Here is a 13,027-nt window from a genome sequence, read left to right on the forward strand (position 1 = left end):
ATGAGCCTTCGCCTGCTTCTGATCCTGAGCGGCCTGCTCGGCGGTTGCGCCACCGCTCGCGGAGACGTGCCGCCGACCTGCGACGGCCGTGATCGCCGTCCAGCCAATCCTTACGGATCGGTCCTCCTGCCGTCGCAGTCGGCCACCCCGGTCACGCCCGCTCCGGTCGTTCCGGCCTCGGGGGGCTGCGCATGAGTGGCGTCCCCTCGGACGAGTTGAAGCGGTATTTCGCCGACGCGAGACGCTGGGATCAGGACCGTCTCGCCAGCGCGCTCCGGTCGCGCCGGCTGGCCTGGGTCGCCGCCGGCGTCGCAGGGGCGCTGGCCATCGCGGCCACGGCGGCCGTCACCTTCCTGACGCCCCTGAAGACGAGCGAGCCCTTCGTCATCCGCGTCGATCAGGCCACGGGCTCCGTCGATGTGGTCCGGGGTCTCTCCGCTGACGACGGACCGCTCCAGTATGACGAAGCGGTCAGCAAATACTTTCTTGGCCAGTACGTGAGGAGCCGGGAGGGCTATCTCGACCCGGCCGCCGAAGACGCGTTCCGCCAGGTCTCGATCCTGTCGGGCCCGGGCGAGCAGAGACGCTGGGCAGATCTCTATCGAGGCTCGAACCCGCAAAGTCCGCAGAACCTGTATGGACGGGACGGCGAGGCCGTCGTGTCGATCCGGGCCATCGGCTTCATCAACGACGACGTGGCCAACGTGCGCTTCCGCCGAACGGTGCGACGCGCCCAGCAGGTCACCGACAGCGACTGGATCGCCACGATCGCCTTCACCTACACCCGCGCGCCGATGGCGGAATCCGATCGCCTCAGGAACCCGCTCGGCTTCCAGGTGACATCCTACCGCGCCGACCCGGAGGTCATCCGATGAAAGCCTTCACCGTTCCAGTTGCTGTCGCCGTTCTGACGCTGGCTCAGCCCGCCCTCGCCCAATCCGGCGCAGGCGGGCGCATCCAGGAGTTTACGTACGCGCCGGAGGGCGTCTACCAGGTCTCGGGCGCCTTTCGCACGGCGACGCAGATCATCTTCTCTCCCGAGGAAACGATCCGCCATGCCGCGATCGGCGACAGCGTGGCGTGGGAGATCGCTGCGGAAGGTTCGGTCCTATTTCTGAAGCCCCGCGAACGGCATCAGTCCACCAACCTTCTGGTCGTGACCGAGCGCGGCGGCCTCGCCCGGCACTATGTCTTCGAGCTGCTCGCCCAGGATCGCACGGCGCGCACGGCCGCCTACCAGATCCGCTTCCGCTATCCTGCGGATGAGCAGGCGCGCGCCGCCGCGAGTCTGGCGGCCTCCGCCCAGGCCGCCGAGGAGCGCCTTGTCGGACTGGAACTTCAGGCGGGCGCGGTCGAGGGCCGGCGCAACCTCGCCTATTCCGTCCAGGGCGACGCCCGAGTTCAGCCGAGCGAGGTCACGGACAACGGCCGTTTCACGGTGATGCGCTTTCCCGGCAATCAACCGATCCCGGCCATCTTCGAAGTGGCGAGCGACGGTTCGGAACGGCTCGTTCCCTTTGACGTGCGCGGCGAATTTGTTGTGATCCACGGGGTAGTGGCGGGTCTTCGGCTCCGCCACGGCGGGACGGTTCTCTGCGTGTTCAACGACGCCTTCGATCCGCGCAGCGCGGCCACCGGGACCGGAACCGCCTCGCCGGTCGTGGATCGCACGGTGACGGGAGACCGGTCGTGAGCGCCGAGACCCCGGCCCCGCCCTCCCCGCCGGAGGAGACGCGTGATCCCGCACCGGCGCATGACCGCGGCGTCTCTCCCATCGCCGGCCGTATCGGAGGCCGTCAGGGCCGGATGGTCACGCTCGCCGCCCTTGCTGCCGGCTGCGGCGTGTTTCTGTTCGCGACCTGGGATCGGGGCGACGCGCGCGATCGGGAGCGACCGGCCGATGACACGCCGCCCCGTCAGCTGGCGCCGTTCGAGCCCGCCCGCCGATCGGACCCGCCCCTGCTGGAGACGGCGCAGACCGATCCGCTCGCACCGACCCTGGCGGACGAAGGAAACGCTGTTCCCGCGATCGAGCCCTCCTCGTCAGCGTCTCCGTCCGGCCCTACGCCGGCCGAACAACGCCGGGCGCTGGCCGAGAGCGCGCAACGCGCTCCCGTCCTGGCGTACAGCCGGCCGGGCGCCGCTCCGGCTGGTCAGCCTCGCGCCGAAGCCCCCCTCCCCGTCGCCGCCAACGGCGACGGCGCCGGTCATGCGCTCGATGAGTTGCGCCGGGTCAGCCCGATCGGAGAAGCGCGGGCGGGTCGCCTGCCAGACCGGAATCTTCTCATCACCGCAGGGGCGAGCGTGCCCTGCGTGCTGCAGACGGCGATGGACAGCAGCACGCCGGGCTATGTGAGCTGCCTGATTTCCCGGGATGTCTATTCCGAGAACGGCGCTGTGGTCCTGATGGAACGCGGGACGCGCGTGCTGGGCGAGTACCGTGGGGCGGTTCAGCCCGGCCGGGGTCGACTCTTCGTTCTCTGGACCCGCGCGGTCACGCCCAATGGCGTCGCCATCGCCTTGGCCTCCCCGGCGGCCGATGCGCTGGGCCGCGCCGGGCTGTCAGGGTCGATCGACACCCATTTCTGGGATCGCTTCGGCGGCGCCCTGTTGCTGTCGATCGTCGATGACGCTGCCTACGCCGCAGCCGGCGGTGGCCAGCAGCTCCAGTCTACCGCGCGCGTCCCCTCCGACGCCGCAGCGGTCGCCCTGCAGGGCTCGATCGGAATCCCGCCGACCCTGCGGAAGGCTCAGGGATCAGAGGTCTCGATCTTCGTCGCACAGGATCTCAACTTCGCGGATGTCTACCGCCTCCGGCCGAGATGATGCGCGACACCTCCGTCATCGAACACTATCTCGCGCCGCTGCGGCCCTTCCTCGACCCGCCGACGGTGACCGAAGTGGTCGTCAACCGGCCGGGCGAGGTCGGCGTGGAGGGACCGGAGGGCTGGCGCTGGCATGAGACCCCGGAGCTCACCGAAGGCTGGTTGCGAACCCTGGCGGTGGCGGCTGCCGCATACAGCGGACAGGATGTCGATGCGGAACGACCGATCTGTTCGACGGTCCTGCCCGGCGACGAACGCTGCCAGATCGTCCTGCCGCCCGTCGTTCCAAACGGCACGGTGTCGCTGACGATCCGCAAGCCTTCAGGTCGACGCATGGGTCTGGACGAGTTTCATGCTGCCGGTCTGTTCGCCTCTGCCGAGATTGTCCGGGGCGGCGAGACGGATGAGACCGATGCGACGCTAATTCGTCTGCGCGAGGCCGGCGACTGGGTCGCCTTCTTCCGCCTCGCGGTCGAGAGCCGCCGCAATATCCTGATCTCCGGCGCGACCGGCTCGGGCAAGACGACCTTCGCCAAGGGTCTGGTGGAGCTCATTCCTGAACACGAACGGCTGCTGACGATCGAGGACACCCGTGAGCTGATCCTGCCGCAGCGCAACGTCGTACATCTCCTCTATTCGAAGGATGGTCAGGGTCTGGCAAAGGTCGGTCCCAAGGCGCTGCTCGAGAGCGCCTTGCGGATGCGGCCCGACCGCATCCTCCTCCAGGAACTGCGCGACGGCACCGCCTTCTTCTTTCTGCGCAACGTCAACTCAGGGCACCCCGGGTCAATCACTACGGTCCACGCGGATTCCGCGACCCTGGCGTTCGAGCAGCTCACCTTGCTGGTGCGGGAATCCGAAGGCGGGCGTGACCTGCCGCGCGACGACATCCGCACCATGCTGCACCTGATGGTGGACGTGGTGGTCCAGATGAAGAAGAGCGGCGGCCGCTTCCAGATGACGGAGGTCTGGCATGACCCGCTTCGCAAGCGCCACGCCGGAGACTAGGGGGAAACTGATCGCAGCCGGGCTGGTGGCCGCCGTCGTCCTTTTCGTCGTCGGCGTGCTGGTCATCGCCCTCATCGGACTGGGCCGCTTCTCGGGCGACATCGACCCGGCCCGCGTCCCGGCCTGGTTCATCTACTACCGTCATGATCCGGAGGTGCATCGCTGGCTGGCGATTGGAGCCGGCGTCATGGCCCTTTTCCTCCTCATCCTCGCCACGGCTGTCGCGCTGGGAATACGTCGCCCCCTGCACGGCGCGGCCCGCTGGTCGACGCGGGCGGAGCAACGCCGTCACCGGCTAAGAGCGCGGACCGGAATCCTGCTGGGCGAGACATCGGACGGCCTGCTGGTCGCCGACGGCCCCGACCATGTGCTTCTCTACGCCCCGACACGGACCGGCAAGGGTGTCGGGGTCGTCATCCCCAACCTCCTTGCCTGGCCGTCCTCCGTCGTGGTGCTGGACATCAAGCGAGAGAATTTCAACGCCACGGCAGGCTTTCGTGCGGGCGCGGGTCAGACCGTCCATCTCTTCGACCCGCTGGCCCCGGAAGGCCGCACCGCGCGGTTCAACCCACTCGGCCACATTGATCGCACGGCGCCCGTTGTCGTTCTGGACGAACTGCAGCGGATCGCGGGCATGCTGTTTCCCGCGCACAGTCATGCCGACCCGTTCTGGGCTGAAGCGGCCCGTACCGGCTTCATCGGTGTGGGCGCCTATGTCGCCGCGACCCCGGACCTGCCCTTCACCCTGGGCGAGATCTACCGCCAGCTGACCGACGGCGACCCGCGCGACCGGCTGCCCAAACTGCTGGAGCAGCGCCGCAAGGAAGGCGATCCCCTGCCCGCCGGAGCGGTGACGGCCCTGAACGACTTCTGCAGTTCGGGCGAAAACACTTTTGCATCGATCCGGCAGTCGATCACCACCCGCATGGGGCTCTGGCTCAATCCGCTGGTGGATGCTGCGACCAGCCACAGCGACTTCGATCTGCGCGGGATCCGCGGCGGCCGGCTGTCGCTCTATCTGGCGGCCTCGCCCGAGAACATGGATCGGGTCGCTCCGCTGTACGCCCTTCTGTTCCAGCAGCTCGTCGATCTCAACAGCCGCGCCCTGCCTGACGCGAGCGATCCCCAGACCCTGGTGCTGCTGGATGAGTTCGCGCGGCTCGGTCGCGCGCCTGTGCTGGCGCACGCCTTCGCTTGGGTTGCCGGATACGGCCTGCGTCTGCTGCCGGTCATCCAGAGCCCCTCCCAACTCCGGGCGCTTTATGGTCCCGACGTGACCGAGGATATTCTCACCAACTGCGGGCTGGAGATCGTCTTCGCGCCCAAGGAGCTCAAGGTGGCGCAGGAGCTGAGCGAACGGCTCGGCTACTACACCTACCGAGGACGCAGCCGCAGCCGGCCGATGGGACTGGGGCAGGGCCGGCGAAGTCTCACCGATTCCGATCAGAAGCGCGCCCTCATGCTGCCGCAGGAGCTGATGCAGTTTCCGCAACACGCCCTGATCGTGTTGAAGGCGGGCCTTGCTCCGACGCGCGGACGCAAGCTCGTCTACTTCTCGGACCGCCGCTTCACCGCCAGGCAGCGCCCACCGCCGGATGTGCCGGTCGCGCCCACGCCGCCGCGTTCGACAGCGACCGTCCCACCCACAACGATGTCCTCAGATGGGGAGACAGACATGGATTTCGACAGCATCGTTCGCCGCTTCACCACCGAAGGCCTGACGCCCCCGCCGCCCGGCGCCTCCGAGAAGGACGTGCAGGCGTGGCTCGATCGGGTAGTCACCGCTCCGGCCGCCGCACTCCCCTCGCGGGGGCGTAGATCGTGACCGCAGTTCGTCCATCGACATCCTCGACCAACCGGATATCTCCGCGAACCACCGAGCCCCGCGAGCGGCGCTCGCTCGACAAGGGTGACGTGCCGGCCCAGCTCCTGGATCGCTATCTGATAGAGCGGGATCGGCAGGGCCGCCCGGAGCGCTACTACCGCGATCACAAGACGGCGGACCCGGCGTTCCGGGATCATGGCCGCGCCCTGTCTTCGCCCCAGGCCTATCCGGACTCGGTCGCGGCCATGTTGCGGATCGCCCAGCACCGCGGGTGGACGAGCATCAAGGTGGCGGGCGACGACGCCTTCCGTCGCGAAGTCTGGGTGCAGGCGCGGACACTCGGCCTGGAGGTCGCTGGGTACAAGCCGACCGAGCGAGACCGCCAGGCGGCCAGTGAAGGGTCTAAGCGAGACGCCGATCGCCGCGCTGCCCGCGCGAATGAGCCCTCGCACGACGACGTGAAACGGCGCCTCGCAATGGCCGCCGTGGTCGTCCGAACGCTCATCGCTGACCCAGCGGCTCAGGCGCGGCTGATGGAGCGGGCCTGGGTCCGCGCGCGACCGGAAGCTGACCGGACGCGCGAACGACCTGACAGAAACCAGAACATGCGGGCGGAGCGACGCCGGGACCGCTAGGGTCGTCCAGCGCCACGGTGGAGTCGCCTTTTGTCCAAACGGATCATCGACGTTTGGAACGTCGCCACCTTCGATCCCGCGCTACAGCGGATCCTCGACGACCACACCGACCTTCTGCGAAATTACCACGCAACGGCGCGCGAGAACCTGATCCAGCGGGAGCTGTCGGATCGCACCGGCCCCTATCCGGATAATGCGTTTGCCGGAGATTACATCGCGCTGGTGGAGTCCCTGATGGAGGTTATGAACCAACGCACCATCCGGGGCTGGCACTACAGCCGCATGACGGATGTGGAGGTGGAACAGTTGCGACGGGACGGCATCTGCATGCCCTCCCCAATCTCGATCCGCATCCGTCTTGACGCCCAGGTCGCGGCAGGAGCTTTCACCGCCGCCCAAGCCGACGCCCTCTACGCCGCCAGTCCCTTCCAGCGCGGACAGTCCGAGATCCGGTCGGGACGGTTCTGGATGGTGTCGCACCCGCTCGAGATCGAGGATGGCGGAGTGGAGCTTCTGTTGGGCAACTGGGGCGGTGAAGGCGTCTATTTCTGGCTCTCCGACGAAGCGCTCAAGGCGCGGGTCGCCACGCTGGGCCGACCCCGGGCCGTGGAGGTCGCCGCCCCGCTTTCGAAGAGCCCCCACGGCTTCTACGCCGCCGAAGCCGTTATGGCCGCCTTTGCGCGCTCGCTGGGGTGTTCGGTCGAGTCGAAAGCGTTTGACCTGTATGTAACTGAGCCACTGGGGCTCGAGGCCGTCCTCGCCGTGCACACGGCCGGAGAGCCGCCTTTCCACCATCTCGCCCGCGGCTATCCGGACACCTACGTCGATGCGGATCTGGGTCGCTGGGACGAGATCGCCGCCGAGATCGACCGCAGACGGACCTAACGGGATCGCCCCATGGGCGCTTGTGGCTTCTCGCGATCGACAGCGAGCGCCCGGGCAAGGATATCCCGCCGCGTCGCCACCGGCGGCAGGGTGCGGATGAAGTGCTCCAGGTCCTGTCCCAGCTGGCGGTCCTCCCCCGCCCTGGATGCCTGGAGACGTAACGCTTCGACGACCAACGCCCGTCGGATGGACGCCTGCTTCTCACGTAGCGGGGTCTCCCACGGCGGCTCGTCGGCGCGGGGCTTGGCTGCCGACTCGAGCGCCCCCTTCAGGGTTTCCGGCATCGCTCCCTCGCCGCGTTCGAACCGCTCGCGGAGTTTCCTTACCGTCGTCCGCTCGGCCTTGCGCACGACCCCGCGCGCGCGCCGCGGCGTCGCCTCGGCCTCGACGCCGCGATCCCGCAGCGCCGCCGCGAAGGTCTCCCGCCACAGCTGAAGATCCGCCTTGCGCGGATTGAGCCGCTCGCCGTCGCGTCCGAGCGCCCTTACCGTCAGATGGACATGGGGGTGGCGATCATCCGTATGCAGGGCGAAGACATAGGGATGCCGATCCCCGAACAGGGTGGCGGCGAAGGCGCGGGCCGCATCATGGACCCGTCCGGGATCGACGCCTGCCGGCATGCTCAGAATGATCGAGAAGGAAACCGGCGCGTCGCGACGGGACTTCACCACCGCCAGTTCGGCACGCCAGTCCTCGGCCAGCGCCTGCACCTCCGGACGGCCGACCAGACGTTCACCGTCAGGCCCCTCGAGGACCAGTTTTCCATTGCGCGTGATGTAGTCGAGATGACGCTGGAGGTGGCCTCCATCTCGCGTCCGGCCGGTGATCTTGACCATGACCTCGGGCGTCCGACGCACAATGCGTTCGAGCTTCGCGCGGGCCGTGCCGGCCTCCCCACCCCGGCCGACCCGCAGCACGGCCGGGGCGAGCCTTGCCCGGCGCATTCGGACCGGCGGACGCAGGGCGTCCTCAAAACCGAACGGCACGCGAAAGTCAGTCATGAGCCTGGCGCCCAGTAGGCGAGATTGCCTTCGAAGGCGTCCCGAACCCCGACCAGATGCGCGCGGATTTCTGTCGAATAGGCGGCGAGCTGGGCGACCTCCAGGTCCAGCACCGCCCCCTCCATCACGGCGGTGTTCACCGCCCGGGCGATCTGGTTGATGTTGACGCCGATGCGTCGCAGCTCGCGCTGGACTTCGACGAAGGTCATCGCCTCGTCCCGGTTTAGCTGCGGGCGGCCATGAATGCGCGCGCGGATCAGGGCGACCGCCCACTGCGTTCGGGACTGCCCCCTGGACGCCGCTTCGCGCTCCAGCACGGCCAGGTCGGCGAAGGTCAGCCGCAACCCTAGTTTGGCTTCAAGCCTTCCCGATGGCGCCTGCAGCGGCTCAGGAAAAGGCGCCTTTGCAGCCTCTTCCATCAGCCGCCGGAGCAGCCGCGAGCGGCCGCCCTTCGAAGCCGCAGCGGCGTCGAAGCGGCGGATCAGATCGGGCGGGACGCGGAGGGTGAGGCGATCCATGAAGGTGTCGGTCTGTCAGACATTGCCGGCGCAAAGCCTATCCTGCCCTAGACTGTCACCCCCTTCGCCCCGTAGGCCTACGGGGCTGCCCGCCCTCCCCTCGGCGGCCCGTTCCGGCCGCGCGCCCACCGCCCTGAAGGGCGCCCCCAGCCGGGCGGTCCGCAGTTCTGCGACCGCTTGGTCATCGGCGACAGAGTCGCGCCTTGCCTCACGAAACGAAATCTGATTTCATTTTTGCATGAAACTCATCGATCTTTTGCCCGTCGTTTCCGAGACCCTGGGCCTCCCCTTGGCGTCGGTCCGCGTCCTCGCCATGAACCTCCGCAAGCACGGCCTGATCTCCAGCGGCGGGCGCGGTCGCGGCGGAGCCGAGATGAAGGCGAGCGACCTCACGAACCTTCTGCTGGCGGCGATGTCAGGCGGCGCGGCGAAGGATGCGCACACTGCCGTCCAGCGTCTGCGGGAGGCCTCGGTCGATCCGACGCACACGCATCACGGGGAAACGGCCCGCCCGATCGAGGACCATCCGATGTTCATGCGTCAGCATGCGCTCGGGGACGCCCTTGACGCCATCTTCCTCAGCTATGCCTCCGGAGACGAGCTCAGCGACGAAGGCTACGGCTTCCCGATCACCAATCTCTTCCTCACCGTCCACTCCCCGCACACCCTCAACTATGCGGCTGACCTCTGGCTGGACAACGGCAGCGAGGACTGGACGCTTCGCTACCATCGCAACCATCCGGCCTTCGATGGCCTCCCTCAGGCGAAGTGGTCGGAGACGGCGCGCGGTCTGATGGCCGGCAATGGGGACCTCGCCTACACCGCGCGCGTCACCTCGACGACCTTCTACGACCTCGCCGACGCGCTGGGGCAGGCGGCCGACGCGGACGCGAAGCAGCAGCTGAAGGCGACCCTGGGGAAGGCCCGCGCCTCGTCCGCGCCTAAAGCCTGACCTGTCGGAAACCCTCGCCCGTCACGAACCCCTCCTCGAAGCAGGCCCGCCGGACAAACCCGGTCCGCGTTCCATTGTCGAGGGCTCGGGCGTCCCGACGCACCGCGAGGAACCCCGGCCACCGCGCGGGTCGAGGGCGTAGGATCTCGGTGTGGATCAGAACCTTTCGCCCGGCGTCGGGGTCGATCTCCTCGAGCGGCGCGACGGCGTAGCGGGTGTGTTGGCCGACGGTCCGATCCTGCACCGCATAGGTGGTCCGGTGGCGTCGTTCGGGTCGATCCTGCGCCGCCGCACGAACTGCCTCTGCGACCTGATCCCGACGCGCCCAGTCCTGGAAGAAGACATTGGCCGCGCAGTTGAGGATCTGGTGTGTGTTGAGCGCTTCGGCGTCACGATCGCGATCGATCGTGACGACGCCTTGGCGATGGGCGATCGTATAGACGTCGGGATCATGAAGCATCGCCAGCACGCGCGGCGACAGCGGCAGCAGCATCACCAGACCCGCGTGCCTCAGGCTGAAGGGCCGATATCGCCCTTTGGGATTCTGGAGATGCCACCGGTTCGTCAGCACGGCGGGATCGTCCGATGTGATGAAGGGCGTCCGGCTTTCGTTGCGGACCACCGTGACCCGAAGATCATCGACGATCCGCATCTGCCGGGCATAGATCAGCATGGCCTCTTCGACCGCGACGCGCATGGCCTTCTTGACGTCGAAGTCTTCGCCGGGCGGCAGGACGCCAGGCAGCTGCGCCATCGCGGCCAGGACCTGGCTCGCGCTGGCGGCGGCCGCTTCGGTCCTCAAATGTTGGAGCAGGATGAACCGCCGCAGCACCGTTCGGTCCAGGGCGTCGGGGAGCGCGCCGTTGGGAAGGACACGCGCGAGCATCTGACCATAGGGCCCTTCGACGCTCTGGATGGCGGCCTCGAGCTGCGCATCCTGGCCGTAGAAATAATCGCTGGAGCACTGGTTGCGCACCGGGGCGTTCGGGATCGCGCGGTCCCTGTCGAGGTTGAACAGGTGAATGGCCTTGCCCCCTCCCTCCACCGAGAAGGGTTTGAGATGGGCCTTCGGTACGAAATGCTGATTCTTGTTGTCGGCCATGATCCCGCGTCCTCACCGAGGCTGCCCCGGAGAAGACGCAGGCGCCAGTTCAAACTGGCTGGAGCCGATGCAGATGATCGACGGCCTTCTGCGCGTGAGACGCCGCTGAGACGATGAACCGCTTGTCGTCCTTGAGCACCTGGAGCCAGTGACCGATGTAGGCCGCGTGATCCTCGCGCGGTTCGAGGGCGAGACCGAGATCCGCGCAGAGGAAGGCGGCTCCGAGTTCGGCGACCAGTTCCTCGCGGGCGTAACCCGGATCGCCGAAGCGCTGGCGGCCGAAGTCCCGGTCGAGGCGGGTGGGGTGACGCGTCCAGTGCGTCATCTCATGGCCGAGGGTGCTGTAGTAAGCATCGGCATCCTCGAAGCATTCGAACGACGGCATCTGCACATGGTCCGGCGCCGGGGCGTAATAGGCGCTCCCGCCGCCGTGACGGATGTCCGCGCCGCAGTTCCCGAAGAAGGCGTCAATGCGCGCGATCCGTTCGTCGGCATTGATGTCCTGGACTTCGGGTTCGCCGTAGCGATCCGGCAGCCCCTCGATCTGATCGACGTTGAAGACGGTGTAGGCCTTGAGGAACGGGATACGCTGTTCGACGCCTTCGCCGGTCTCGTCTGTGTCCTCGCGGACGATCTGGTTTGCGTAGACCACCGTCGCGCCGCGCTCACCCTTGCGAACGTGAGCGCCGAGCGCCAGCGCCTGACGGAAGGTCATCCAGGTCGACCGGGTAAACCCCCGACCGGCCGCTTCGGCCCAGAGCAGGACGACGTTGATGCCGTTGTAGGGCGTGCCGTCATGGCGAAGCGGGCGGCTGACCGAAGTGGCGCTCTTCCAGGGCTGGGCCCATGGACGGACGCCGGTTTCGAGCTGGGCGAGGATCTGTTGGGTGATCCGGGTGTAGACGTCCGGGCGTGCGGGATCGGCGGGGCGCGTCATGGCGGCCTCCTCGAAAGGGATTGTGGAAAGAAGGAGCGGCGGCGCGGTCCCCGCGCCGCCGCGGCTCTTGGGTCAGCGGGACCAGATCAGGCTATGTCCGCCCTCGACCTCCACCAGGGAGGCATAGATCGGCGCCGGGAAGCTGGGATCGTCGAGCTTGACCGAGAGGTACTCGCGGTTTTGCTGGCTCGTCTTCTTCCAGGCGGCGCCGAACTCGGTCTGGCCGGCGAAGATCCGGAAGTCGGGGGCCTTGTCGTCGGTCTTCTCGTTGGGCCGCAGAACCGCCGCCTTGACGTTGAGGGTGAGGGTCTTGATCGAACCGGTGTAGCCGTCGCCTTGAGCGGTGAAGGTGCCGATGGTGGCCATGTCAGTCTCTCCTTTGCTTCGGGCCACGCCTGCCGCGGCCTCGATGGCGATCGGGAGACCGGGGCGCGGGCGGCGCGCAGGGAGAGAGAAACGAGCCCCCGTAGCGAAGCGGAGGACCGCGGCAAGAGACTTTCTTGTTTCGCGAGGAAGGCCGTCAGGCCGGGGATGAAAGTCGCGTGAGCGGTTGCGCCAGCCGACCGGGTTTCGGTCAGATCCGCCTCATCTAGAGGCCGCGCCGGCTGGCGCGAGCAAGATGCGAGACAGGGGCCGCCTCGGGATCCCCCACCGCAGTCGACGCCTCACGGTGCTCGAGACCCGCTCACAGTCCAGTGGCTCAGGCCGCGATCGGGAAGACCTTTTCGACGTCAAGGCTCCCTGCGGGCAGAGCTCGCAACAGCTCGGCCTCGGGCTTCTGAAGATTGAGCCAGGCCGCACCGTCCTCGGGGCGCAGGAGCACGATCTGTCGGTCATGATAGGGGGCGATATCCGCCCCCGGCTCGGTGGTCAGCATGGCGAAAGCACTGTCCTTGATCAGGCCCGCCACCCAGAAGAGCCGCTGGTCGGACAGGGTGAAGCGCCACTTGGTCTTTCGCTTCTGTCCCGGTTCGGGGTCGGTGAACTCGAAGAAGCCGTCCGCCGGGATCAGGCACCGGTGTGACCCTTCAAACGACCGCCCGTCCGATCGGAAGTTGAAGACCGGTCGTCCGCCCGGCCCCTTCCATGCCCAGGGCGTCATCACTGCTTCCGGCCCCTCCGGTCCCATCTGGATGATGGCCGCCCGGTCGCCGATACGAATGGAGGCCATAGGTCCGAAATTCGGCATGCCGCCCGGAAACACCAGCCGGTTTCCGCTCAGCTTGAACGCCTCGATGATGTCGTCGAACGGAAGGATGAGCTGGTATTCGTTGCACATCGCGCGACCTCCATTGACCCATTGCCGAGGATTTCACGGCTCCGGCGTCGCCGCAAATCG

General features: G+C 67.6%; 15 protein-coding genes. 9 read left to right on the forward strand and 6 right to left on the reverse strand.

The genetic code is table 11. The annotated features are described in order from the left end of the window. Genes WC597_RS09525 through WC597_RS09560 form a run of 8 tightly spaced genes read left to right on the forward strand, consistent with a single transcriptional unit; the run spans position 1 to position 7,178 of the window. On the forward strand, positions 1–195 hold the full coding sequence (locus WC597_RS09525) for a hypothetical protein (protein ID WP_339870550.1): 195 nt from the start codon (positions 1–3) through the stop codon (positions 193–195). Then, positions 192–875: a virB8 family protein gene (locus WC597_RS09530; RefSeq protein WP_372693102.1), complete on the forward strand. Its 684-nt coding sequence runs from the start codon at positions 192–194 to the stop codon at positions 873–875. The genes WC597_RS09525 and WC597_RS09530 overlap by 4 nt, the downstream gene beginning before the upstream one ends. Then, a complete protein-coding gene (locus WC597_RS09535; protein WP_372693103.1) occupies positions 872–1,693 on the forward strand; it encodes a TrbG/VirB9 family P-type conjugative transfer protein in 822 nt (273 codons plus the stop codon). Before WC597_RS09530 ends, WC597_RS09535 begins: the two co-directional genes overlap by 4 nt. Beyond that, complete coding sequence (virB10, locus tag WC597_RS09540; protein ID WP_372693104.1) at positions 1,690–2,826, forward strand: type IV secretion system protein VirB10; 1,137 nt, start codon at positions 1,690–1,692, stop codon at positions 2,824–2,826. The genes WC597_RS09535 and virB10 overlap by 4 nt, the downstream gene beginning before the upstream one ends. Further along, the gene (virB11, locus tag WC597_RS09545; protein ID WP_339870555.1) at positions 2,826–3,833 is read left to right on the forward strand and encodes a P-type DNA transfer ATPase VirB11; all 1,008 of its coding nucleotides are present in this window, start codon (positions 2,826–2,828) and stop codon (positions 3,831–3,833) included. The genes virB10 and virB11 overlap by 1 nt, the downstream gene beginning before the upstream one ends. Then, positions 3,799–5,658, forward strand: coding sequence for a type IV secretory system conjugative DNA transfer family protein (locus WC597_RS09550; RefSeq protein ID WP_372693105.1), 1,860 nt, complete (start codon positions 3,799–3,801; stop codon positions 5,656–5,658). Before virB11 ends, WC597_RS09550 begins: the two co-directional genes overlap by 35 nt. Further along, positions 5,655–6,293, forward strand: coding sequence for an LPD7 domain-containing protein (locus WC597_RS09555; protein ID WP_372693106.1), 639 nt, complete (start codon positions 5,655–5,657; stop codon positions 6,291–6,293). Before WC597_RS09550 ends, WC597_RS09555 begins: the two co-directional genes overlap by 4 nt. A gap of 30 nt (positions 6,294–6,323) precedes the next feature. After that, positions 6,324–7,178, forward strand: a complete 855-nt coding sequence (locus WC597_RS09560; protein WP_372693107.1) for a hypothetical protein — start codon at positions 6,324–6,326, stop codon at positions 7,176–7,178. Here the strand turns inward: WC597_RS09560 and WC597_RS09565 are convergent. Together WC597_RS09565 and mobC are read right to left on the reverse strand one after the other, a co-directional pair. After that, on the reverse strand, positions 7,175–8,179 hold the full coding sequence (locus WC597_RS09565; RefSeq protein ID WP_372693108.1) for a relaxase/mobilization nuclease domain-containing protein: 1,005 nt from the start codon (positions 8,177–8,179) through the stop codon (positions 7,175–7,177). The two genes, WC597_RS09560 and WC597_RS09565, sit on opposite strands and share 4 nt — an antisense overlap. Further along, positions 8,176–8,697, reverse strand: coding sequence for a plasmid mobilization relaxosome protein MobC (mobC, locus tag WC597_RS09570; RefSeq protein ID WP_372693109.1), 522 nt, complete (start codon positions 8,695–8,697; stop codon positions 8,176–8,178). Before mobC ends, WC597_RS09565 begins: the two co-directional genes overlap by 4 nt. Positions 8,698–8,935: 238 nt before the next feature. Here mobC and WC597_RS09575 point away from each other — a divergent pair, with 238 nt between their 5' ends. Continuing rightward, positions 8,936–9,649: a hypothetical protein gene (locus tag WC597_RS09575; protein ID WP_372693110.1), complete on the forward strand. Its 714-nt coding sequence runs from the start codon at positions 8,936–8,938 to the stop codon at positions 9,647–9,649. Here the strand turns inward: WC597_RS09575 and WC597_RS09580 are convergent. From WC597_RS09580 to WC597_RS09595, 4 genes are all read right to left on the reverse strand, one after another. Continuing rightward, positions 9,639–10,751 (reverse strand): DUF4238 domain-containing protein, encoded by a 1,113-nt coding sequence (locus WC597_RS09580; RefSeq protein ID WP_372693111.1) that lies wholly within the window; start codon positions 10,749–10,751, stop codon positions 9,639–9,641. The two genes, WC597_RS09575 and WC597_RS09580, sit on opposite strands and share 11 nt — an antisense overlap. Positions 10,752–10,800: 49 nt before the next feature. Continuing rightward, positions 10,801–11,688 (reverse strand): ArdC family protein, encoded by an 888-nt coding sequence (locus tag WC597_RS09585; RefSeq protein WP_372693112.1) that lies wholly within the window; start codon positions 11,686–11,688, stop codon positions 10,801–10,803. Positions 11,689–11,760: 72 nt separating this feature from the next. Continuing rightward, positions 11,761–12,054, reverse strand: a complete 294-nt coding sequence (locus WC597_RS09590; RefSeq protein WP_054765292.1) for a DUF736 domain-containing protein — start codon at positions 12,052–12,054, stop codon at positions 11,761–11,763. Positions 12,055–12,388: 334 nt separating this feature from the next. Next, the gene (locus WC597_RS09595; RefSeq protein WP_372693113.1) at positions 12,389–12,967 is read right to left on the reverse strand and encodes an SOS response-associated peptidase; all 579 of its coding nucleotides are present in this window, start codon (positions 12,965–12,967) and stop codon (positions 12,389–12,391) included. Positions 12,968–13,027 lie beyond the last annotated feature (60 nt).

The organism is Brevundimonas sp. (assembly GCF_041648115.1).
In the GTDB taxonomy this organism is placed as follows: domain Bacteria; phylum Pseudomonadota; class Alphaproteobacteria; order Caulobacterales; family Caulobacteraceae; genus Brevundimonas.

Excerpts from the sequence above, each read along its gene's own strand:
- WC597_RS09525 (WP_339870550.1), top strand. The coding sequence starts at position 1 with ATGAGCCTTCGCCTGCTTCTGATCCTGAGCGGCCTGCTCGGCGGTTGC.
- WC597_RS09530 (WP_372693102.1), top strand. The coding sequence starts at position 192 with ATGAGTGGCGTCCCCTCGGACGAGTTGAAGCGGTATTTCGCCGACGCG.
- WC597_RS09535 (WP_372693103.1), top strand. The coding sequence starts at position 872 with ATGAAAGCCTTCACCGTTCCAGTTGCTGTCGCCGTTCTGACGCTGGCT.
- virB11 (WP_339870555.1), top strand. The coding sequence starts at position 2,826 with ATGCGCGACACCTCCGTCATCGAACACTATCTCGCGCCGCTGCGGCCC.
- WC597_RS09550 (WP_372693105.1), top strand. The coding sequence starts at position 3,799 with ATGACCCGCTTCGCAAGCGCCACGCCGGAGACTAGGGGGAAACTGATC.
- WC597_RS09565 (WP_372693108.1), bottom strand. The coding sequence starts at position 8,179 with ATGACTGACTTTCGCGTGCCGTTCGGTTTTGAGGACGCCCTGCGTCCG.
- mobC (WP_372693109.1), bottom strand. The coding sequence starts at position 8,697 with ATGGATCGCCTCACCCTCCGCGTCCCGCCCGATCTGATCCGCCGCTTC.
- WC597_RS09575 (WP_372693110.1), top strand. The coding sequence starts at position 8,936 with ATGAAACTCATCGATCTTTTGCCCGTCGTTTCCGAGACCCTGGGCCTC.
- WC597_RS09580 (WP_372693111.1), bottom strand. The coding sequence starts at position 10,751 with ATGGCCGACAACAAGAATCAGCATTTCGTACCGAAGGCCCATCTCAAA.
- WC597_RS09585 (WP_372693112.1), bottom strand. The coding sequence starts at position 11,688 with ATGACGCGCCCCGCCGATCCCGCACGCCCGGACGTCTACACCCGGATC.
- WC597_RS09590 (WP_054765292.1), bottom strand. The coding sequence starts at position 12,054 with ATGGCCACCATCGGCACCTTCACCGCTCAAGGCGACGGCTACACCGGT.
- WC597_RS09595 (WP_372693113.1), bottom strand. The coding sequence starts at position 12,967 with ATGTGCAACGAATACCAGCTCATCCTTCCGTTCGACGACATCATCGAG.